This window comes from Sphingomonas sp. 28-62-20 (assembly GCF_002281505.1).
Genome location: NZ_NCGH01000004.1, coordinates 1 through 21,527 on the forward strand (window position 1 = coordinate 1; position 21,527 = coordinate 21,527).

The following is a 21,527-nucleotide window of genomic DNA, read 5'->3' on the forward strand; positions in this document are numbered from 1 at the left end:
AAGCCATCGGTCGCATCCTCAACCTCTACTCACCACAGGAATGCGCCAATTATTTCGCCCCATGCGGATACGATGCAGCATGATCGAAAATCGCTCTAGAATGTGATGACTTTGGATTGGACCAACCCATAGCCCGTTCGCCCTGAGCGAAGTCGAAGGGCATGCGGAGCGCCTGGGCTTCGACTTCGCTCAGCCCGAACGGGTGTGAGGTTGAAGCGACCTAACGTCATCACGCTCTCTAGCCAAACACCCGCGCGACGCGCCGCATCGAACACCAATAGACATCGTTCGACCAGCCGATGCTCGGAAACACTACGCCCTGAGTCATCCCGCCAATCCGCGTGCGGCCTTGCTCGGCACCCGTTTCGATATCGAGCAGCACCACCTCTTCCCCGCCGCGGCGATAATCATTGGTGACGATCTGCCCGCTGGTCGGCAGCAGCACCATATGGCTGGCGCAGCCAAAATCGGCACGGTGCCACAAAGGCGAAAGCGCGCGGGTGTCGGCATCGAACCGCCATGCCCGCATGAAGCGATTGGCGGAATCAAAGCCGATGACGATCCCCCGCGCGGCATCAACCAATGGCGGATTGGTGATGCTGCCCCCCGCCCGACCGCTGATCTCGATTGCGGCATGGTCGCGGGCATCGTCCAGCGCCACCCGGATCAGACGATTGGCGGTTGGGGAGACGCCGCGCCCGATCATGCTGGTGCGATAGCGGTGGCGGCCATTATCCATGAACCAGGCGTGGCCGAGCGCCAGCACCACATCCCAACCATAGCTTTGGCGGGTCGCGCCGACATAATCATGCCGCCAGTCGGGATCACGGTGCAGCGCGTCCCCAGTCCAATCACAGCGAAAGATCGACTGCACCCCGACGATATAGACGGTGTTACCCACCGCACTCAGCCGGGCGATCGAGGCTTCCGGACAGTCGAGCGTGGCGATGATGCGCATCGTTTCCGGATCAATCACCGTCAGCTGGGCGGGCATCGTGTCCGACAGGTTCTTGGTGACGATCAGCCCGCAATCAAGGATCACGAAGGAGTTATAGGGCTGGTTGATCGGCAGCTGCAGCGCCGCCTTGACCCGACACGCGCGGTCAAGCCGGTGCGCCCAGCGACCATAGACGGTATAGAGATCGCCATTGGCATGCACCGCCATCCCGCCCGGCCACATTGGCCCACCCGGCAGGCGCGGCGAGCGATCAATCGTCGCCAGTGTCAGGGGATCAATCCGTTCGACCTGGGCAGTCGTTGGCAGGCCAAGATTGGCGCGCAACACCGAATGAGTCAGCAGATAGACCTCACCCGGACCACCAAGCGCCGTCATCGTCGACATCAATGTGGCGCGCGATGTGTGGCGCAGCGGCAGGCCAAGACCGTCGCCAGGACGACGCGGGGCCTGGCGACGATCGGGCGTGCCATCTTCGCCTGGCCAGGGGCTGTCAAAATAACCCGTCACGCGCGTCTGTCCGGATGAACTGTCAGACGAACAGCATCGAGATGGGCAGCACGGTCCCCAAAGTCAGGAGGAGCAAGGAGCGTCGACGGCTGGTGCGATTGCTCAAGGCGATGGTGATGCCCAGCAGCGTAGACGCCATCAGCCCAATCGACATCAGGCCGACAAACACCTTGAGCGGCCAGGGTGAATGCGCCGGTGCCGGGCGGGCGGGCGCGGATTTTTCAGCCGCGGCGGCAGCGGTGACGAGCGCCGCCGCTGCAGGCCTGGGTTTGCGCGGTTTTGGGAAGTCCTGCTTCTTGTGAATCGCGGCGATGACGGCAATCCATTTCGGCGGGGCGACGCCATCCACCGTTTCCTGAAAATCAAAGGTTTGCAGGGCCCCGCTAAACGCAAAAAACAAAATGGCCGGCGCAAAGATCATCCCGAACCACAAATGAAACTGGCGAAGCTGGCGCATTGTTCGGGGGGTCATCGGGCATGCTCCGGCTGCAGGGGGTCATCCGCCAGCGGTAGCGCTCGAACGCCCGGCGCGCCACTGGCTTATCGGCCGAATATGCTCTTGCGGTACAGCATCGTGATCGACACCCGGCGATTGCGCGGATCGGCTGGGTTAGACTTGATCATCGGCTCGCGGTCAGCAACGCCTTCGATCCGTTCGAACCGGCTATCGGGCAAGCCATCCTGGGCAAGGCGACGCCGGGTCGCCTCCGCACGGCTGCTGGAAAGCAACCAGTTGTTGATCCCGGCCGCATTCTTGAAGCCAAGGCTATCGGTATGGCCGCGAATCATGATCGCGTTATCAAGTGTCTTGACCGATTCAGCGATCAGCCCGATCAGTTTGTCGGCTTCAGGTTCGAGCAGCGTCGTCCCCAAGCCGAACATCGAATAATCGGCATTATCGACCAAATCGATTCGCATGCCCTCAATTGTCCGTACAAACTTCACGTGCGTGGCCAGCTTTTGCAATTTGGGGCTGGCGGTCATCTGCTTCGATACGCTTGCTTTGATGCGATCGAAGTTCTTGCGATCCTGAATTTCGAACTCGCGGTTGCGCAGCGATCCGCGGTCACCGGTGCCGATCCTTGGCCCGCCCGCGTCGGACATTTGCGGCTGAACGAGGCTGAGCGTGCTGGACGTGCCGGCGTCCTTGCCGACGCGTGATGAACTGCTGATGACATCGCCGCCAAACAGGCCGCTGCCGCCGATGCCTTCGGATCGCGAATCGATGATCGTCGGCGCGAAATAATCGGCGATGCCCTTGCGCTGCTTTTCCGTCGTCGCGCCGAGCAGCCACATCAGCAGGAAGAAGGCCATCATGGCGGTCACGAAATCGGCATAGGCCACCTTCCAGGCGCCACCATGATGGCCGCCATGCCCTTCAATATAGATCTTCTTGACGATGACCTTGGGGGGCTGGTTGGTGCCGTGGGGTGCGCGGGCGGCCATAGCTTAGCGCCCGCGCAAGCCGTCAAATACCTCGGCAAAACCGGGCTGGTTGCTATGGGCAATGCCCGAGCGAGCCGCCTCGATGACCAGCGGCTGCGGATGGCCGTGGAGCGAGGCGATGATGATCTGCTTGACCGTATGGTAGATCGCGGCGTCGGCATCGATGATCTGCTGCAACCGGCCCGCCAGCGGCGCGACCAGCCCGTACGCCAGCAACACGCCCATGAAGGTGCCGACCAGCGCCGAACCGATCATGGCGCCCAGGACGGCGGGCGGTTTATCGATCGATCCCATGGTTTTGACCACGCCGAGCACGGCCGCGACAATGCCCAGCGCGGGCAGCGCATCCGCCAGCGTCTGCAGCGTGGTCTGCGGGCCCTGCACTTCATGGTGGTGGGTTTTAATCGTGTTATCCATCACCTCTTCGACGGCGTGGACATCAAGCGTACCCGAAGAAACGACGACCAGGCGGAGCGTATCGGCAATCAGCGCGATCAATGTATGATCAGCGAGCAACCGTGGATACTCGCTGAAAATGGCGCTGGATGTCGGGTCCTCGACATGCGGCTCAAGCGCGATTGGCCCTTCGGTACGCAGCATTTTCATCAGCTTGGACACCAGGAAGATCGTGTCGAGATAATCCTGCTTCTTGTAGCGCGGGCCCTTGAACACCTTCATCAAGCCACCGCCAACCGCCTTCAACTCCTTCATCGAATTGCCGATCACAAGCGCGCCGACCGCGGCGCCGCCGATGATGAGCATTTCGTGCGGAATGGCTTCCATCACGGGTTCAAGCGCGCCGCCGGTGATGGCGAAGCCGCCAAACACCATGACGATCAGGATGACAAAGCCGATAATCGGAAACATTTACTCAGCCGCCTCCCGACGCTTGGGCCGCCCCGGTATCGGGTTCGCGGCCATGAAACCCCTTATTCACCTAATTTCGTCGCCAATCGGTTAACCAAAGCGACTTTCAGCGAAGATAATCGAACAGCGAGAGCGAACTGAGCTTGGCGAGGCTCGATTGGGTAGCTTGCAAGATCGTCGAGGTTTTCTGCAGCTCGACGATTGCCGTCGCCAAATTGGTATCCTCAATCGACGAGCGCTCACTTTCACGCGTGAGCGCGGTTGCATCGAGCCGCGCCGATTCCAGATCGAGCCGTGCCCCGCGCGCACCAATCGACCCGCGCGCATTGCTGACCTGATCAAGCGACGCCTTCACGCCGTTCAACGCGTCGCCAGCTGCCGCTCCTGGGCTGCCGCCAGCCGCCAGCGCGGTGGCAAGCGTGCTCAGCAGGGCAAAGACATCCGTGGTGCCGCCGCCGCTCGCCAAGCCGCCAAAAAGCCGTTCCGCCGATTCGCTGGGCTGGATGGCAATGCCCTCGCCCACCGGGATGCTGACCGGATCGCCGGTGCCGGTAAAGCTGACGACACCCAACGCATCGCGCGTGACCGCCGTATCGCCACTGGCCGCGCCGAACAGCGGGCCGCCGCGCGAATCCTTGCTGTTGGCAAGCGACACCAGGTCATCGACGATCCCGCGCAACTGCGTGGCGATCACTGCCCGGTTGCCGTCAGAAAGCGTACCGCTGCTCGCCTGAATCACGAGCTCCTGCGCTTTTTGCAGCTGGTTCGTGACCGAATCGAGCGTGGTATCGGCCTGATCGAGCACCGTGCGCGCGAGCGTGATGTTCTTGCCCCAGGCGACATCATCGGCGGTGCCGCGCGCAATGCTTTGCAGCCGCTGATAGCCAACCGCATCGTCCGATGGCGCAGTCAGCTTCTTGCCCGATGAGATCTGATCCTGAATCGTCTGCGTCCGGCCCGACAGCGTATTCAGCCGGCTGGCCGCGCGATCGAAGAACAAGCTGGTGCTGGTGATCGTCATGGTTTGTCTCAGCGGATATCGAGGATGGTCTGGAATGTTTCGCGGGCGACCTGGATCACTCGGCTCGATGCCTGATAGGCCTGTTGAAAGCGCAGCAGATCAACAGCTTCGCTATCGAGATTGACCCCCACCAGCTGATCGCGCGCGCTAATCGCGCCGTCATGGATGGCGTTTTGCGCGTCGGCGACGGTCTTGCGCTGATCGAGCGCGGTGGCATTGGTCGCCACCAGAGTGCTGGTATCCGCTTCAAACCCGCCACTCGTCCGCAACGCTTCCAGATTGGCGAGGTTGCCATTGTTGCGCGCACCGCCACCGACAACCGCCGCCGCAATGCCGCGTCCGCTGGCGAGCGCGACTGAGATATCCGTCGCCACAGCACCGACGGCAAATAACGGCGCGCCAGGATTGCCATCCAGATCGCGGCCCGTTGCCTGCACGGCATTGACGCCGTCAACAAAGTCAGTGGCGATGCGGTTCAGTTCGGTGCGCGCGGCGCCAATCCGCTGAGCGCCATCGGCGATGCCGGCCAGCGCCCCGCCCCCCGGATTTAGGCTGGAGGCGTTGCCGTTGAGGTGAACAGCGAACGAAACCGTGCCACTTGGCGTGCGGACATAGGTGACATAGCCGACGTCACCGCCAGCGGTGACAAAAGCAGGCCCGGCTGCCCCACCAAGATTGACGCTGGTGCGGCCCGATGCATCGGTAGTGACGGCAATATCGCTGAGCGCGCTCAACTGGTCGAGGATCTGGTCGCGCTGATCAAGCAACTGGGCCTGGGCGCTTGAATTGGGCTGCGCGCTGCCGAGCCCCTTGTTTATCCGGGCAAGCGAAGCCCCAAGCGTTTCAAGCGAGGTGGCAGCACTTTCGGCCGTGGTATCAAGATCCGCTGCAATCTGGTCAAGCGCGCGCGCCGTGCTGCCAAAGGCGCTCGCTACGCTGGCGCTCGATTCGAGCAGGGCGGCGCGGGGCGTGCTTGCGGTGGGATCAGCCGCTACCGATTTGGCGGCGTTGAAAAAGCTCGTCAGGCGATCGCCCAACTGCGCGCCGGTCAGCGCGGTTTCGATGCCCTGCAGCCAGGTGATGCTGGTTTCGGTGCGCGACAGATCGGCACCGGCGCTCCGCACGGCACCGTCACGCTGCGCATCGGCGGCGCGGTTGATGCCAAACACCGTAACGCCATTGCCCGTCGCCGATACGCTCTGGCTTACACGGCCGCTCGCCGCCGATACCTCGCGCAGTGTCGTGGTGCGGCGCGCATAGCCCGGTGTTGCGGCATTGGCGATATTGTCGGATGTGGTCGTCAACGCCGATTGATAGGCGCGCACCCCGCTGGCACCGACCGAGAGGAGATCGCTCATGGCGTCGCGCTCCCATCAGCTGCTGCCGGGGCGGCTTCGGCCTGAAGCGCGGCCTGGTTCTTGGCCAGGAAATCGACCATCGCCTTGCCAATGCCGAGCGGCTTGGCATCCGCCATCACCACTGACAGTTTCTGATCCTGCATGTCGCGGAAGGTGTCCTGCGCCTTGCTGCCGAAAATGTCCTGGGCCAGGTGCGTCGCCCGCATCGATTTCAGCATCATCTGCGTGAACACCGCTTCGAACTGCTTGCCCGCCTTTTCCAAATTGGCACGCGACGCCAGCCGGCTCGTATCGCTCGAGACGTTGGGGGCATCGATGCCGGTGGTCGGCAGGGCGGGCAGGCCGGTGATATCGCTCATAGGATGATCAAGTCGGCCTTCAGGGCGCCGGCTTCTTTCAGGGCTTCCAGGATCGCGACAAGATCGGCCGGCGATGCGCCGATCGCGTTCATCGCCTTGACGATATCAGCCAGCCGCGGGCCGGGTTCGAGCAGGAAAATCGGCTTGACCTCTTCGGCAATACCGACGCCGCTTTTCTGTTCGACCGTTGTTTCGCCGTTGCTGAATGGCGCGGGCTGGACGACGCGCTGCGATTCATCGACCCGCACCGTCAACTTGCCCTGGGTAACGGCCGCCGCACTCACCCGAACGGCGGAATTGATCACGACCGTGCCCGTACGCGCATTGACGATCACGCGCGCGGCAGGCTCTGCCACCGTCACCACGAGATTTTCGACCTGGCTCATCAGCGTCGCGCGGGAATCAGCGCCCTCAGGCGCCGCGATCGCGATCGACACGCTGTCGATCGCATTGGCGCGCCCTGGTCCCAGCCGGGCGTTGATGGCAGCGGCGATGCTCTGCGCCGTCGTGAAATCGGCCCGCGACAGATTGAACGTCACGACCGGGGAGCTGGCAAAACCGGTATCGACCGCCCGTTCAACCGTGGCCCCATCAGGGATGCGCCCGGTGGACGGCACATTGACGACGATCTTGGACCCATCCGCGCCTTCCGCGCCGAGCCCGCCAACTGCAAGATTGCCCTGCGCCATCGCATAGACCTGGCCATCGGCACCGATCAGCGGAGTAAGGATCAGGCTGCCGCCGCGCAGCGATTTGGCCTTACCAAGTGCAGCGACAGTGATGTCGATACGCTGGCCGGGCTTTGCAAAAGCGGGAAGTTCCGCCGTGATCAGCACGGCCGCAGAATTCTTTAGGCCAGGATTGACCCCCGCTGGTAATTGCAAGCCAAAGCGCGAGGCAACGCTCTTCAGCGACTGCACGGTATATTCCAGATTATCGTCGCCGGTGCCGGGCAGGCCGACAACAATCCCATATCCCGTCAGCTGGTTGCTGCGGATGCCCTGAAAGGTGCCCAGATCCTTGACGCGATCAGCCCAGGCCGGCGTTGCCGCCAGCAGGGCCATCAGACAGGCGAGGAAAAAACGGACCATGGTCGTCATCCGATCAAAACGGGCTGATGGCGGCGAAGAAGCGGTTGAACCACCCCTGGCGGCTGGCGCGGGCGACATCACCCTTGCCGGTATAAGCGATCTGCGCATCGGCAACGCGCGTGCTGAGCACCCGGTTATCGGCATCGACATCGGCCCAGCGCACCAGACCCTTGATCTGGACATATTCGTCGCCGCGGTTGAGCGTCACGCGCTTGCCGCCCTGCACCATCATCGTGCCATTGGGGAAAACCTCAGACACCGTCACGCTAACTTCGCCCGACAGCGAGTTTGACTGATCAGCCGAACCCGTGCCGTTAAAACCGCGCCCGCCATCGGCCTGCAGCGCATTGGGCGGTACAAACGACAACGGCCCCACGGCCGGCGGGTTGATTCCGACATTGCCCTTGCTGTCGAGCTTTGAACTCGCCGATTTGCTCGCCAGGGTGCGTTCGACCAGCACGATCGTCAGCGGATCGCCAACGCGACGCGCGCGCCACCCTTCGTAGAGCGGCGCATAACCGGCGGACGCCTTGAAGATCGCGCCATCCGCTGGTGGAGGCGGCGGCGGCGGCGGCGGCAGGGTCATCGAGAAATCGGTCTTGGGTTGTTTCTTGCCGAACAAGCTGGCTGAGGCTGGCGCTGGGGCAAACGCAGCCACCAGCATCGCCCCACAGACGATGCCGGCGGCAAATTTCACCAGCGCGTCATGGCGGGTCGCGCTGGGATCAGATGTTCTGATTGACATATTTCAGCATCTCGTCACTGGCGGTGATCATCTTCGAATTCACTTCGTAAGCCCGCTGGGTTTCGATCATGTTAACCAGTTCTTCGACGACATTGACGTTGGACCCCTCCAGCATGCCCTGGCGGATATTGCCGCGACCTTCCTGGCCGGCGATGCCCAGATTGGCGGCACCACTGGCGGCCGATTCAGTCAGATAATTGTCGCCCTTGGCCTGCAGGCCGGCAGCGTTGGGGAAGGTCGCGATCTGGACCTGACCGATCTCGCTCGGCTCGGTCTGGCCGGCGATCGTCGCCGATACGGTGCCATCGGTGCCAATCGTGATTGATGTCGCGCCCGTGGGCACGGTGATGCCGGGCTGCACCGCATAGCCCTCCGCTGTGACCAGCTGGCCCTCGGCCGATCGCGAGAAATTGCCGGCACGGGTATAGCCAAGCGTACCGCCAGGCAGCGTCACCTGAAAATAGCCATCGCCATCAAGCGCGAGATCAAGCGAATTGCCCGTCGTCGCCAGCGTTCCCTGCGTATCGATCCGCGAAGTGCCCTGAATGCGTACGCCGGTACCGAGATTGAGCCCGGTCGCATATTTGGTTTCCGACGTGCTCGGCGCGCCTGGCGCCGTCACCGTCTGATAGGCAAGCGTCTCAAAGGCCGCGCGATCGCGCTTGTAACCCGTCGTATTAACGTTTGCGAGGTTGTTCGAAATGACCCGCATGCGCATGTCCTGAGCATCAAGCCCAGTCCGCGCGATATGCATTGCTGCGCTGCCCATACCCTATTCCCCTTAAGTCGGCAGCCGCATCAGGGATGCGCTGCTTTCATCGAGTTCCTTGGCCGATTTGATCAAATTAGCCTGTACTTCGTAGCTGCGCTGGTTTTCGATCATGTCGACCAGCGCCTCGGTTAGATTGACATTGGATCCCTCAAGCGATCCCGACACCAGCGTCGCGGTCGGATCACCGGGCAGCGCACCGCCACCGCGGACGTGCAGCAGATTGTCGAGGCCCTTGACCGTGTCCGATCCCTTCAGGCTCGCCAGCTTGATGCGATCGACCACCACCGGCGCGGCGCCGGGTTCGGCGCCAAAGGGGATGATGTTGACACTGCCATCGGGGCCGATGGTTACCTTTTGCGCGGGCGGCACGGTGATCGGACCCCCCGATCCGATCACCGGGAAACCGTCACCGGTTTCCAGCACGCCCGATGCAGCGACCGAAAGATCGCCGCGCCGGGTATAGGCTTCGCTGCCATCGCTGGCCTGGACTGCAATCCAGGCATCACCACCCACCGCCACATCGAGCGGCTTGCCGGTTGACATGATGGCGCCCGGGCGCCGATCGGCATCGGTAACTTCCTCCGATGCCGGCTGGCGCGCGAGCAGGCCGGGGCCGCTAACGTTGAGCTGATCGAACACCACCCGATCAGCACGAAAGCCGATCGTGGAGGCGTTCGCCATGTTATTGGCGATCGCCGCCTGCGCCGCCAGATGCCCCTTCAGGCCCGACGCAGCAGTGTAGATCAGCTTATCCATTCACTTGACCCCGATCACGCATGTTATTGGATGTTGAAGATGGTCTGCGAGATCTGGTTATCGGTCTCGAGCGCTTTGGCATTGGCCTGGAAGTTCCGCTGCGCGGCGATCAAGCCGACAAGTTCCTCGGTCTGATCGACGTTGGACCGTTCGATCGTGCCCGACAGAAGACCACCAAAGCCATTGCTGCCCGGTTCACCGACGATCGGCGTGCCCGACAGACCCGTTGGTGCCCAGCTGCTGCTGCCAAGCTGGCGAAGGCCCGATGGATTGGCGAAATTGGCCAGCAATACCTTGCCGAGCGTCCGGGCTTCGCCGTTCGAAAAGCTTGCCTTGATCATGCCTTCGGAATCGACCGTGACGCCCTGCAATTGGCCGACGGCAACACCGTCCTGGCTGCTCGATGCGACATCAAAGGGCGAGCCGAGTTGCGTCGTCGCGGTGCCGAAGTTGAGCGCCAGCACTTGCGGGTTCGGGCTGCTCGCCGGGGTGAAGGCGTCAAAGGTGTTCGCTGTGGTCGGCGACGTGAGCGTGCCGGCGGCATCGAAGGTCAGCGTGATTGGGGCAGTGCCGGCCACCGTCAACGCCTGATCACCAACAAAGCTGAAGGCAGACCAAGTGCTGGTCGGGGTGCCGCCGGTCGGCACGGTTTCGCGCTTGAAATAGGTCGTCAACACCTGGGCATTGCCCTCGGCATCGAAGATCGTGGCCTGGGTCGATTCATTATAGCTGGTTGGGTCAAACCGATCGAAGGTGGCCGTCGCCGGAATGGCACCACCAGCAGGCAGATTGACGGACAAGGCGACATTGGCGGTTGGCACCGGCGTGCCGCTGGTCGCGGGCAGGCGAACATTGACTGCCGACGCCAGGCCCGATGCAACGACGGCGCCGCTGCCATCAACCGGATAGGCCTGCAGATGCGCGCCCTGGCCATCGACAACATAGCGATCGGCATTCACCAGAAACGATCCGTTCCGGGTGAAGTTAACCGGGCCGCCATCAAGCTGCGGCTTGACCGCAAAAAAACCGTCGCCCGAAATCGCGATATCGAGCGCCGACGATGTTTGCACCAGATTACCCTGGCTGAACTGCTGGCGGTTCGCCTTCACGACGGTACCCGATCCGATGACCTGGGTAGGGTTCACGCCAACGCTCGATGCGATCACGTCGGCGAATTCCGAACGGCTCTTCTTGAATCCGTTGGTGCCGACATTGGCAAGGTTGTGTGAAATCGTTGCGAGATCAGTCTGGGCTGCCTTGAGGCCGCTGAGCGAAGTGTAGAAGGACATGCGTTTATCTCCTTAGCAAAACCATATAATTGAAGCGGATCAGCCGATCTGGCGGACCTGGGTGGTGGGAACTTGGCCAATACCGGGCAGGGTAAGGATCGGTGCGCCCTTCGCCGGGATCGACACCGAGCTAACGGGTGCCCAGACGAGCGGGGTGGTGCCGACGCTGGCGCCATTATTATTGGCGACGGCGCTGACTTTGAACGGACCGGCACCGGCGGGTTCGCCATTGTTGGTGCTGCCGTCCCAATCAAAGGTCACGCTGCCCTTTGCCTGCGCGCCGAGCGACAGCGTTTTGAGTACCGCGCCGTTCGGACCCGTGATCGAAACCTTGACGTCGCTGGCATCCCCGGCAAGCTCGACCGCGCCGGACAAGCCGCCATCGGTGCGCGGATAAGCAGTGGTGCCGGGCGTCAAGACATTGTGCCCGACATAGCTAAGCGCATCGCTGGTGCTGCCGCCGCTCAATTTGTCCTGAATGGCTTTCAACGTGGTGTTGATCTCGCTGATCCCGGCGACGCTTGAGAATTGCGCCAGCTGCGAAAGCTGCTGGGTGGCATCGACCGGATCGGTCGGATCCTGATTTTTGAGCTGCGCGGTCAGCAATTTCAGAAAGTCATTCTGCGTCAGCTGATCGGCCTGCGCCGCCGTCTTGACCTGCGCACTTGTGGTGGTGCGGCCAATGCCAAGGCTTGAAAGCGTGCTATCGAAAGAAGTTGCCATAATCAGCGTCCCAATTTGAGGGTATCGATGATCAGCGACTTGGCAGTCTGCATCACTTCGACATTGTTTTGATAATTTCGCGCGGTCTCCATCATGTCGACGAGCTCGCGGGTTTCATCGACCGCTGCTTCAAAGACATTGCCGTCTTTGTCGGCCAGCGGATTGCTTGGGTCATAGCGACGCGTTGGGGCGTTACCGGCTTCAACGATGCGTTCGACATTGACGGTCGACAGCCCCGACGCCTTGTCGAACTGGGTGCGAAACACCGGCTTCATCGTCTTGTACGCAGCGTCGGCTGAGCTTGAGACGACACCCGCATTGGCAAGGTTCGATGCCGTGGTGTTCAGCCGCACGAGCTGCGCCGACATGGCGCGACCGGCGACCTGGAAAATAGTGAGCGGCTGATCGGCCATGATTATTCGCCTCTCAATGCGCGGGTGATCTGGCCAATCCGGCCATTCAGGAAAGACAAGGTCGTCTGATAGGCGACGGCATTTTCAGCAAAGGCGGTCTGCTCACTCGCCAACTCAACCGTATTGCCGTCGAGCGAGGCCTGGAGCGGCACGCGAAACTTCGTGGCGCTGGCAACCGATGCATCGGTGAGCCCCTGCGGACCATTGGCCTGGGCAAGCGCCGCCCTGAAATCAATGTCCTTGGCTTTGAAGCCAGGCGTCGAGGCGTTGGCGATGTTCGACGCAATCATCCCCATGCGCCGCGAGCGCAGCTCTAGCGCTGCTGCATGCACACCGAAAAGAAGGTCGTCTGCCACGTTCATGGACTCCGCATAAAATCTTGCGAGAGCCACCAAGCAATCACCGTGCCAGTTTTGGGGAGTGGCCGGAAAAAACGCAGCGGCGAACGGTGGACGGGGCACGGCGGCAAGATGTTGCCGGTCGGCGGCAAGCGACTGTCGCCGGTCTGCCGCCACTTGCCGTCAGCACCGGCACGGCCCGCATACAGGCCAAACTGGCGCGGCCCTTGCTACGCGGGGGAGATGATGAGCATGACCTTTGCCCACGCACTCGCGCCCTATCTTGATCCTGCCGCGATTGGCATCGTCGGTGGCGGTACGCTGATCGCCACCGTGCTGCGCACGCAGCTGGGTGATCTGGGCCGCGCGGTGAGCGCGTTACCGGTGTTGCTTCGCCGCCCGTTTCGGGCCGATCCCCTGCTTGACCAAATTGCCGCCCTGGGGCGGATCGCCGCGCGCCACGGCGTGATGACGCTTGATCGATCTGTAATTGCCGATGCCGATGTGTCGGTGGCGATTGCCGCCATTGTCGATGGCGCCGATGCCGAGGCGGTCCACGCGATCGTTCGTCAGGCACGCCAGGCACGGATCGAACGCCATCTTGCCGCCGCCGAAGTATGGGCGTCGGCCGCCGAAGTTGCTCCCGCAATGGGGATGGTCGGCACGCTGATCGGTCTGGTCAAGATGTTCGTATCGATGAATGACCCCAGCGCGATTGGCGCGGCGATGGCGGTAGCGCTGCTCGCGACGCTCTATGGCGCGCTGATCGCCAGTCTGATCGCCATGCCGATTGCCGCCCGGCTCCGCCGCCAGGCGCGGATCGAAGCCTTTGAGCGGCTAAGGATCGAGACACCATTAGCGGCGATCGCCCTGCGCGAGCTGCCCCGCCACCGCGACCAGCCGCCGCTGCGCGAGCGGAGTGCTGCATGAGCGACGATTTCTTCCCTGTCGTTCCGCCCGGACGACCGATCTGGCTGGTCACGCTTGCCGATCTCGCCTTGTTGCTGGTCGGCTTTTTCGTGCTGCTCCAGGCCAATCAGCGGCTCGACAAAGAGGCGTTGGCCACTGGCTTGCGCGAAGGGTTCGGGATTACAGAGCGGGTTGCTGATCCAATGCCGGTGGCGGTGGCCGCGATGGGCGACTTTGCCCCTGGGTCTAGCATTTTGCCCCAATCAGCAGCAGCAATCAGCCAATGGGCGCGCAGTGCGGCCAGCGATCCGCGCGTGCGCTTGCGCCTGTCGGGCGCAGCCGATGGCACTGCCGCCGATGTCGATCCCGAAACGGGCAGCGGGACCATCCTCGCCGCTGATCGCGCCCGCGCCGTTGCTGTCGCGCTGGTCGCTGCCGGCGCGGTTTCGGCTGATCGCCTGACAATCACCACTGATCCAGTGCCTGGCCGCCGTGCCGTCACGCTAACGATTGGCTTTGACGGGAAGCGGCCATGATCTGCCGCCCGGCAATGCCGCTTTGCCGCCTGCGGCAATTTTCCAAGGAGAAAATCATGTACCGCTTACTGCTTTGCACCGCCCTGATCGCTAGCCCAGCCGCGGCGCAGACGGGGTTCCAGGATACCAGCGTGATCGATCGCGGGGTGGCAAATTTCACCGGCAAGCCGATTGGCAGCGAAGGCGGCGCACGTGCGCCGGTTGATGCGCGGTTGAAACTGGCGTCCTGCGCGATGGTGTCGATGTCATGGCGGGCAGCCAATCACGATTCAGTGGTGGTCAGCTGCACCGACCCTGAATGGCGCGTCTATGTACCGGTAATCCTTGCCCCAACGCCGATTTCCGCCCCCGCGGCGGCAGCGGCGCCAGCCCCGGCAAAGCCGCAGGTCGTGATCAAACGGGGTGACCCAGTCATGGTCGAAGCCGGCGCGCCAGGCTTTTCGATCACGCGCGACGGCGTTGCGATGACCGATGCTGTGGCAGGCGGTCGACTGCTGGTCGATGTCGACGGGGTCAAGAAACCAATCCAGGCGATTGCTCTCGAACCAGGCCATGCCGCCGTGCCCGGCTTCAATCTGTAATTTTCTCTAAAGCTTTGCCGCCCCCGGTCGTTTTTCTGCATAGAGGCAAGAACGCAGTTGGCAAAAACACGGGGCTGGAATCATGGTGGATCCGATCGGTGCAAAGCCGGTAGCACAAGATAGGTCACTCGCCGCAGTGGCGAAAACGGCGCCGATCGACCGTTCGCGGTCGGTCGTACAGAATGAGGCAGAGGCGGCACCAAGCGGTCGGCTTGCTGGTTTGGTCGCCGAATTTGCAGCAAAACCGCCCGTCGATGCCGAACGGGTCGCGCGAATCCGGCATGCAATCGCCAATAACAGCTATCCCATCCTGCCCGAAACTGTCGCCGATCGGCTGATCGCGATCCGACTGAACTGGAAACCGGAATGACCCGCCGCGATGCCCTGGTCCGTGTGATCGACGCGCTGCATGCCGAGATCGCCGCGCTGAAAGCAAATGATGTCGCCGGGCTGGAACGCGCCACCCGCACCAAATTGGTGGCGATCGACACAATCGCTGCGGCTAGAGACGGCGCGCCAACCCCGGATATCCGGGCCCTTGCCGAAGAAGCGCACCGACTGAACGAAACCTGCCGCATCTATGTGAATTTGATGAGCGCCAATGTCCGCCGCCGACTTCAGCAGCTGACCGGCGACGGCGCGACGGGCTATCGCGGCGCGGCGCTTGCCGGCAGCTTTGCCTGACTTCGGGCATTTTTGCCCGTAACACCCAGAGAACTGGCACGCTCCTTGCTGTGTAGTCCCTTGCAACAGGGGACATGGACAGTCGATGAGCGTTATTCCAATCGACAAGGCGAACGGCGCGGTCCGCGGCACGATCCAGTCAGCGATCGCGCTGGCATCGGCCAGAACGGGCGTGGATTTCAATTATCTGCTCGGCCAGGCGCAAGTTGAAAGCGGCCTGCGGCCCGACGCCAAGGCCGGCACCTCAAGCGCCTCCGGGCTCTATCAATTCATCGAACAAAGCTGGCTGTCGGTCGTCAAGAAACATGGCGCCGAACATGGCCTGGGTTGGGCCGCCGAAAACATCACCCAGGGGGCTAATGGTCGGCTGACCGTGAATGATCCCGGCACCCGCCGCGCGATCCTGGCGTTGCGCAATGACCCTAATGCCGCGTCATTGATGGCCGCGGAACATGCCGCGGACAATAAGGTTTCGATCGAAGACAGCCTTGGCCGAACCGCAACGGGCACCGATCTCTATATGGCGCACTTCCTGGGCCTGGGCGGCGCGCGGAGCTTCCTGAAGAACCTGCAGGCCAATCCCGATCAGGCCGGGGCGGCGCTGTTTCCCGCCGCCGCACGCGCCAATCGCAACATTTTCTACAGCGAGGGTGGCCAGCCACGCTCGCTCAGCGACATTTACGACCGCTTCTCCGCCAAGCTTGATCGCGGTGCCGCTGCCGTCGGGGCGACCGGGCTTGCCTCTGGTGGTCTGAGCCCCAGTGACGGCGGCGGCGCAGAAATTATTCCCGGCAATGGCGAAAGCAAAAGCGGCGCAACCCGCTGGGCACAGGCGACGCTCGATCAGTTGCAGGGGGGCGTCAACCGCGCGGAATCGCTGCTGCGGCCAACGCCTGACACCGCCCGCTTGGCCTATCTGCTGCTCGCGCGGCTGGGCGGTTAACCGATGGCCACACTGACCTCGCCCCGCCGCGATCTCGGCGGTCTTATTCGCGGCGCCGCGCTGCCGGTTGCCATTCTGCTGCTTGTGCTGCTGATGGTCGTGCCGATCCCGTCATCGTTGCTCGACATCTTTTTCATCATGAACATCACGATCAGCCTTGCCGTGCTGATGGTGGCGCTCAATGCGCAAAAGCCGCTCGATTTCTCCGCTTTCCCAAGCGTGCTGCTGTTTGCAACGCTGTTTCGCCTGAGCCTGAACGTCGCGTCGACCCGCGTGGTGCTGGTGCATGGGCATGAGGGCGAAGCTGCGGCCGGCAAGGTGATTGAAGCGTTCGGCACCTTCTTGATCGGCGGCGATTATGTCGTCGGCCTGTTCGTCTTTGCGATTCTGGTGATCATCAACATGATTGTGGTCACCAAGGGTGCTGGCCGCGTGTCCGAAGTGTCAGCGCGCTTCACGTTGGACGCCCTGCCCGGCAAGCAAATGGCAATCGATGCCGATCTCAATGCCGGTCTGCTGACCCCCGAAGAAGCCAAGGCCCGGCGCGTGGAAGTGGCCACCGAGGCCGATTTTTATGGATCGATGGACGGTTCGTCCAAGTTCGTGAAGGGCGACGCGGTTGCCGGCCTGCTAATTCTTGCCGCCAATATCATCGGCGGCTTGATCCTGGGGCCGGTGAGCCATGGCATGACGATCGGCGATGCCGCGCACACCTATGTGCTGCTGGCGATCGGCGATGCGCTGGTTGCACAAATCCCGTCGCTGATGCTGTCGATCGCCGCGGCAACGATCGTGACGCGCGTTACCTCCAGCATGGATCTTGCCGGCCAGATTGGCAGCCAATTTGGCTCGTCCAAGACCTGGACGCCGGTTGCGGCCATTTTGGCGTTGCTGGGCGTGATGCCCGGCATGCCGCATCTCATCATCCTGCCAGCCGCTGCTGCCGCTGGTTTTGCCGCTTGGAAAATGCGCCAGGCAGCGCTTCGTCCGGTGGTTGCCGAGCCCATTGCTGCCGAACCTGTCGACCTATCCCGGATCAGCTGGGAAGAGGTCGCCGATGCGATCCAGATCAATCTGGATATCGGTTATGGCCTGGTGCCGCTGGTCGATGAACGGCGCGGCAGCCCGCTAATGGGGCGGATCACCGGCGTGCGGCGGCAATTGTCCAAGGAACTGGGCTTTGTCGTGCCGCAGGTGCGGGTACGCGACGATATCAACTTGTCGCCTTATACCTACCGCATCGTCGTGGGCGGCGTCGTGATCGGTGAAGACACGGTTTCGCCTGACGAAATGCTGGCGCTCGATACCGGCCAGGCGGTTGGCGGGCTGCACGGCAAGCCGGTAAAGGACCCGACCTTTGGGCTAGACGCCACCTGGATCGCGCCTGGCGATGCCGATTCGGCAACCGGTGCCGGTTATCTGGTGGTCGATCCGGGTACCGTGGTCGCCACCCATCTCAACCATTTGCTCGGCACCAATGCCGCCGAACTGCTGGGGCCGGACGAAGTACAGAGCCTGCTCGACCAGCTCAAGGAACGCGCCGCCAATCTGGTCGCTGCGCTCAGCCCGACACCAGTGCCGCTCACCACGCTGACTCAGGTGCTGCGCGGGCTGCTGGCCGAAGGGATTGCGCTCAAGGAATTCCGCCGCATCGCCGCCGCCATCGCGGTTGCCGCACAAAAGACGCTCGATGCCGAAGAGATCATCGAACTGATCCGCCCCGATCTTGGGCCGCTGATCATCCAGAAGCTGTGCGGCGTGCGTGAACCGCTGCGCGTGATGACGCTCGAGGGTCAGCTCGAAGGGCTGCTTGGCCAGGCCGTCCGTTCCGATCCGTCGCGGCGCCACACGATCGAACCCGATCTTGGCCGCCGCATTGTCGAGGCGCTGCAACGCGCCGCCCAACCGCTCGTCGCCGAGGCCAAGCCCTTTGCGCTCGTCGTTCAACCCGCGATCCGCCTTGCGATCCGCAAATTGGTGAAGACCTGTATGCCCGATACGCCTGTGATGAGCTTCTTCGAAGTACCCGAAGACAAATCGGTCGAGGTGGTCGCCGTGATCGGCGCAGCGGGCGCGCTGCCAGCATGAGCGCGCAGCCCAACCCCGCCGCCTTTGCAGCCGCCATTGCCGCGCCGCCGCTGGTCTATGGCCGCGCCGCCCCGGATACCGCCACGCTTGCGCGCAAACATCTGCCGCTGGTCCGCCGGGTCGCCTGGCACATTCATGGCAGCATGAGCAGCGCGGTCGATGTCGAGGATCTGATCCAGATCGGGCTGGTCGCCCTGCTAGAGGCTGCCAATGCCTTTGAGGATCGCGGCCAGGTGAGCTTTGAACAATATCTGATGACGCGGGTGCGCGGCGCGATGATCGACGAGCTGCGCCGCCAGGCCACGCTGACCCGTGGCGCAATGCGGCGCAGGCGCGCCTATCAGGATGCGGTTACTGCATTGACCAACGAGACAGGTAAACGCCCCGACGAAGCAGCCGTCGCCGATCGGCTGGGTGTGAGCCCCGACAAGCTGCGGATCGATTATGCCGCCGCCGAACCGGTACGGTTCGAGACGATCGACGATGTCTATGCCGACGACTTGCCCTGGTTCGCCAGCGACGAGCCCAATGCCTTTGATCAGCTTGCGGAAGCAGGCACGCGCGACACATTGGTCGCTGCCATTGCCGCCTTGCCGGAACGCGAAGCGCAGGTGATCCAGCTTTATTATGTCGAGGAACTTAATCTCGAAGAAATCGGCCAGGTGCTGGGGGTGGGCCCGGCGCGAATCTGCCAGATCAAGAAATCCGCGCATGATCGGCTGAAAAAGGCGCTGGTTCGCCTGATGTAAGCAGCCGCGCGCCCGCCGCTTATCGGCGCGGGCGGGCGGCTTCGCTGGCGAGCTGTTCATAGGCAAGCCGCTGCAGCGCGAGCGTCACTCCCGGCGCCAGCCCAAGATCGTCGGCCGCAAGTTCCCCTACGCCCAGACTGCGCGGATCGAGCCCGGTCACACGGCCAAAGATCAATAGCGCCTCTAGATAATAGCCATAGGCGCTGGCGTGATATTGATCATAGGTCCACAGGTCGATCTGGCCAAAGCTGGTGCCGTCATAGGGATTGGGATCGGCCAAACCGGCGGCAATGGCGCGGTTCCAGGCCTCGCCGATCGGAATAACGCCGCGTATTTGTGGCGCTCCAGCGCGCGCCTGATCGGCCGCCCGGCGCAGGTCGATCGCCATCCGATCGATCGTCTGGCCCGACCAGGGACTGCCGGGTTTGTAGGTTAGATCGGCGCGCGACCAGGTCGCGCTCAGCTCGATATCGGCACCTGAGTTACGCGCGGCGAACATCTTTGCCAGCTGCGCCGCATAGCGACGGTGGAGGCCCGGATCGCCGGGTTTGGCGCGGTCAAGCGTACTGAAATCCTGAAGGATCACGACATCCCAGGCTTTGTCGATCAGCGGCCGTTTCTGGGTAAAATGATAATCCAGCCCCATGCCGCTGACCGCTTCCAGGCTGACGGCATAGGAAAGCCCCGCTTGATCGGCGAAGCGCTTGAACAGCGCGGGCACGCCGCCAATGCCGTTTTTGTTGAGATCGGTGACCGTATCGGCGCGATACCGACGAACCGGCGACAAGGCCCCGAAAGTGAAGCTGTTGCCGACGAACAGGATCGATCGTGCCGGGCCGGGCCCAGTTGCTGGCCCAGCTGTTGGCCCAGCCTTTAAGGGGGCGACGGGCGGGGCGGCGGGCGGACTGGCGGCGGTCTTTTGCGCCGCTGCCGGTGTCGCCACAAGCGCAAGCGCCAATACGATCATCAGGACCCGTGCCGTCATTGCTTCACCTCCCCTATCACGTTGCCGATCGACTCCAGCGGTATCGCTTGTCCCGACGCCAGCACCGCCGCCAGCCGATCACGATCGAGCCCGCCTTCCCAGCGCGCGACGACGATCGTTGCCACGGCATTGCCCATGAAGTTCGTCAGGCTGCGGCATTCGGACATGAAGCGATCAATGCCCAGGATCAGCGCCATGCCCGCGACCGGCACCGTCGGCACAATCGACAGCGTGGCCGCCAGCGTGATGAACCCCGCCCCTGTCACCCCCGCCGCCCCTTTTGAACTCAGCATCGCAACACCGAGCAGCGCGAGCTGCTGATCAAAGCTGAGCGAGACATTGGTCGCCTGGGCGATGAACAATGCCGCCAGCGTCATATAGATATTGGTGCCATCAAGATTGAACGAATAGCCGGTCGGCACGACCAGCCCGACAATGCTGCGGTCGCAGCCCGCCGCCTCCAGCTTGCCGATCAAGCTGGGCAAGGCAGCTTCGGACGACGACGTACCGAGCACCAGCAGCAGCTCGGCGCGCAGATAGACGATCAGTCGGATCACCGAAAAGCCATGCGCCCAGGCGATGCCGCCCAGCACCACCAGCACAAAGAAGAGCGAGGTCAGATAGAAGGTCGCGACCAGCCCGCCCAGAGTGGCAAGCGTCCCGATCCCGAACTTGCCGATCGTGAAGGCAATCGCACCGAACGCGCCGATCGGGGCGAGCCGCATCAGCATCGCCACCAGCCGAAAGATAACCAGCCCCAGCCGCTCGACCAGATCCAGCACCGGGGCGGCAGGTTTACCGACCAGCGACAGCGCGATCCCGAACAATATCGCGACAAACAGCGTCTGCAGGATCGATCCATCCGTGAGCGCAGAGGCGAGCGTTGTCGGGATGATGTCGGTCAGGAAACCGATCACGGAGGTGTCATGCGCCTTATGGACATAATCAGCGACCGCGCCGGGATCGAGCGTTGCCGGATCGATGTTCAGTCCCCGGCCCGGCTGGACCAGATTGGCGATGGCCATACCGAAAAACAACGCGCCGCTCGACACCACCAGAAAATAGCCAAGCGCCTTGGCCGCGACCTGGCCGACACCGGCGATATCGCGCATGCCAGCAATCCCGCTGACCACCGACAGGAAGATCACCGGGGCAATCACCATTTTGACGAGCTTGATGAACGCATCGCCAAGCGGCTTGAGCGCTTCGCCGGTCGTCGGCCACACATGCCCAATCAGCGCGCCCAGGACGATGGCAGCCAACACCTGGACATAGAGATGCTGCCACCACGCGCGGGCAGGCGACGGTTCCGGCGTGCGGCTACTGTCGATTTTCATCTATCCCCTGTGGCAGCGCGGTACCGATCAATCGCCGCATCCGCCAGAATAGCCGGGGATTGCTGCAGCGCA

General features: G+C 62.7%; 25 protein-coding genes. 8 read left to right on the forward strand and 17 right to left on the reverse strand.

Annotation, left to right across the window (positions count from 1 at the left end; translation table 11 throughout):
* Positions 1-238: 238 nt before the first annotated feature.
* The 15 genes from B7Y43_RS04055 to flgB all read right to left on the reverse strand — a co-directional run bounded on the left by B7Y43_RS04055 (position 239) and on the right by flgB (position 12,667).
* Positions 239-1,465: a hypothetical protein gene (locus B7Y43_RS04055; protein WP_374130340.1), complete on the reverse strand. Its 1,227-nt coding sequence runs from the start codon at positions 1,463-1,465 to the stop codon at positions 239-241.
* Positions 1,466-1,487: 22 nt separating this feature from the next.
* Positions 1,488-1,937: a hypothetical protein gene (locus B7Y43_RS04060; RefSeq protein ID WP_374130341.1), complete on the reverse strand. Its 450-nt coding sequence runs from the start codon at positions 1,935-1,937 to the stop codon at positions 1,488-1,490.
* 68 nt (positions 1,938-2,005) lie between these two features.
* A complete protein-coding gene (locus tag B7Y43_RS04065; RefSeq protein ID WP_374130342.1) occupies positions 2,006-2,911 on the reverse strand; it encodes a flagellar motor protein MotB in 906 nt (301 codons plus the stop codon).
* Between the two features lie 3 nt (positions 2,912-2,914).
* Positions 2,915-3,778, reverse strand: a complete 864-nt coding sequence (gene motA, locus B7Y43_RS04070; RefSeq protein ID WP_374130343.1) for a flagellar motor stator protein MotA — start codon at positions 3,776-3,778, stop codon at positions 2,915-2,917.
* 106 nt (positions 3,779-3,884) lie between these two features.
* On the reverse strand, positions 3,885-4,799 hold the full coding sequence (gene flgL / locus B7Y43_RS04075; RefSeq protein ID WP_374130344.1) for a flagellar hook-associated protein FlgL: 915 nt from the start codon (positions 4,797-4,799) through the stop codon (positions 3,885-3,887).
* An 8-nt stretch (positions 4,800-4,807) separates the two neighbouring features.
* Positions 4,808-6,157, reverse strand: a complete 1,350-nt coding sequence (gene flgK / locus B7Y43_RS04080) for a flagellar hook-associated protein FlgK (RefSeq protein ID WP_374130345.1) — start codon at positions 6,155-6,157, stop codon at positions 4,808-4,810.
* Positions 6,154-6,516 carry a rod-binding protein gene (locus B7Y43_RS04085; protein ID WP_374130346.1) on the reverse strand — a complete coding sequence of 121 codons (363 nt, stop codon included), beginning with the start codon at positions 6,514-6,516 and terminating at the stop codon, positions 6,154-6,156. The genes flgK and B7Y43_RS04085 overlap by 4 nt, the downstream gene beginning before the upstream one ends.
* Positions 6,513-7,607, reverse strand: coding sequence for a flagellar basal body P-ring protein FlgI (locus B7Y43_RS04090; protein ID WP_374130347.1), 1,095 nt, complete (start codon positions 7,605-7,607; stop codon positions 6,513-6,515). The genes B7Y43_RS04085 and B7Y43_RS04090 overlap by 4 nt, the downstream gene beginning before the upstream one ends.
* 13 nt (positions 7,608-7,620) lie before the next feature.
* Positions 7,621-8,271: a flagellar basal body L-ring protein FlgH gene (locus B7Y43_RS04095; protein WP_374130494.1), complete on the reverse strand. Its 651-nt coding sequence runs from the start codon at positions 8,269-8,271 to the stop codon at positions 7,621-7,623.
* Positions 8,272-8,332: 61 nt separating this feature from the next.
* A complete protein-coding gene (gene flgG / locus B7Y43_RS04100; protein ID WP_374130348.1) occupies positions 8,333-9,121 on the reverse strand; it encodes a flagellar basal-body rod protein FlgG in 789 nt (262 codons plus the stop codon).
* Positions 9,122-9,133: 12 nt separating this feature from the next.
* Positions 9,134-9,880 carry a flagellar basal body rod protein FlgF gene (locus B7Y43_RS04105; protein WP_374130349.1) on the reverse strand — a complete coding sequence of 249 codons (747 nt, stop codon included), beginning with the start codon at positions 9,878-9,880 and terminating at the stop codon, positions 9,134-9,136.
* 23 nt (positions 9,881-9,903) lie between these two features.
* Positions 9,904-11,169, reverse strand: a complete 1,266-nt coding sequence (locus tag B7Y43_RS04110) for a flagellar hook protein FlgE (RefSeq protein WP_374130350.1) — start codon at positions 11,167-11,169, stop codon at positions 9,904-9,906.
* Between the two features lie 39 nt (positions 11,170-11,208).
* Positions 11,209-11,892, reverse strand: coding sequence for a flagellar hook assembly protein FlgD (locus B7Y43_RS04115; protein ID WP_374130351.1), 684 nt, complete (start codon positions 11,890-11,892; stop codon positions 11,209-11,211).
* A 2-nt stretch (positions 11,893-11,894) separates the two neighbouring features.
* A complete protein-coding gene (gene flgC, locus B7Y43_RS04120) occupies positions 11,895-12,305 on the reverse strand; it encodes a flagellar basal body rod protein FlgC (RefSeq protein ID WP_374130352.1) in 411 nt (136 codons plus the stop codon).
* Between the two features lie 2 nt (positions 12,306-12,307).
* A complete protein-coding gene (gene flgB / locus B7Y43_RS04125) occupies positions 12,308-12,667 on the reverse strand; it encodes a flagellar basal body rod protein FlgB (protein ID WP_374130353.1) in 360 nt (119 codons plus the stop codon).
* Positions 12,668-12,895: 228 nt separating this feature from the next.
* On the opposite strand from flgB, the gene B7Y43_RS04130 reads away from it, so the two are divergent.
* The 8 genes from B7Y43_RS04130 (at position 12,896) to fliA (ending at position 19,133) form a co-directional block, all read left to right on the forward strand.
* Entirely contained in the window at positions 12,896-13,573 is a 678-nt protein-coding gene (locus B7Y43_RS04130; RefSeq protein ID WP_374130354.1) for a motility protein A, read from the forward strand.
* On the forward strand, positions 13,570-14,088 hold the full coding sequence (locus B7Y43_RS04135; RefSeq protein ID WP_374130355.1) for a flagellar motor protein MotB: 519 nt from the start codon (positions 13,570-13,572) through the stop codon (positions 14,086-14,088). The genes B7Y43_RS04130 and B7Y43_RS04135 overlap by 4 nt, the downstream gene beginning before the upstream one ends.
* A gap of 56 nt (positions 14,089-14,144) precedes the next feature.
* The gene (locus tag B7Y43_RS04140) at positions 14,145-14,669 is read left to right on the forward strand and encodes a flagella basal body P-ring formation protein FlgA (protein WP_374130356.1); all 525 of its coding nucleotides are present in this window, start codon (positions 14,145-14,147) and stop codon (positions 14,667-14,669) included.
* Between the two features lie 82 nt (positions 14,670-14,751).
* Entirely contained in the window at positions 14,752-15,039 is a 288-nt protein-coding gene (locus tag B7Y43_RS04145; protein ID WP_374130357.1) for a flagellar biosynthesis anti-sigma factor FlgM, read from the forward strand.
* Entirely contained in the window at positions 15,036-15,353 is a 318-nt protein-coding gene (locus B7Y43_RS04150; RefSeq protein ID WP_374130358.1) for a flagellar protein FlgN, read from the forward strand. Before B7Y43_RS04145 ends, B7Y43_RS04150 begins: the two co-directional genes overlap by 4 nt.
* 85 nt (positions 15,354-15,438) lie before the next feature.
* Entirely contained in the window at positions 15,439-16,296 is an 858-nt protein-coding gene (locus tag B7Y43_RS04155; RefSeq protein ID WP_374130359.1) for a lytic transglycosylase domain-containing protein, read from the forward strand.
* A gap of 3 nt (positions 16,297-16,299) precedes the next feature.
* Positions 16,300-18,384 (forward strand): flagellar biosynthesis protein FlhA, encoded by a 2,085-nt coding sequence (gene flhA / locus B7Y43_RS04160; protein ID WP_374130360.1) that lies wholly within the window; start codon positions 16,300-16,302, stop codon positions 18,382-18,384.
* Positions 18,381-19,133, forward strand: a complete 753-nt coding sequence (fliA, locus tag B7Y43_RS04165; RefSeq protein WP_374130361.1) for an RNA polymerase sigma factor FliA — start codon at positions 18,381-18,383, stop codon at positions 19,131-19,133. The genes flhA and fliA overlap by 4 nt, the downstream gene beginning before the upstream one ends.
* A gap of 19 nt (positions 19,134-19,152) precedes the next feature.
* Here the strand turns inward: fliA and B7Y43_RS04170 are convergent, their stop codons facing one another.
* Positions 19,153-20,118, reverse strand: a complete 966-nt coding sequence (locus B7Y43_RS04170; protein ID WP_374130362.1) for a PEP-CTERM sorting domain-containing protein — start codon at positions 20,116-20,118, stop codon at positions 19,153-19,155.
* A complete protein-coding gene (locus tag B7Y43_RS04175; RefSeq protein WP_374130363.1) occupies positions 20,115-21,455 on the reverse strand; it encodes a dicarboxylate/amino acid:cation symporter in 1,341 nt (446 codons plus the stop codon). Before B7Y43_RS04175 ends, B7Y43_RS04170 begins: the two co-directional genes overlap by 4 nt.
* Between the last annotated feature and the right edge of the window lie 72 nt (positions 21,456-21,527).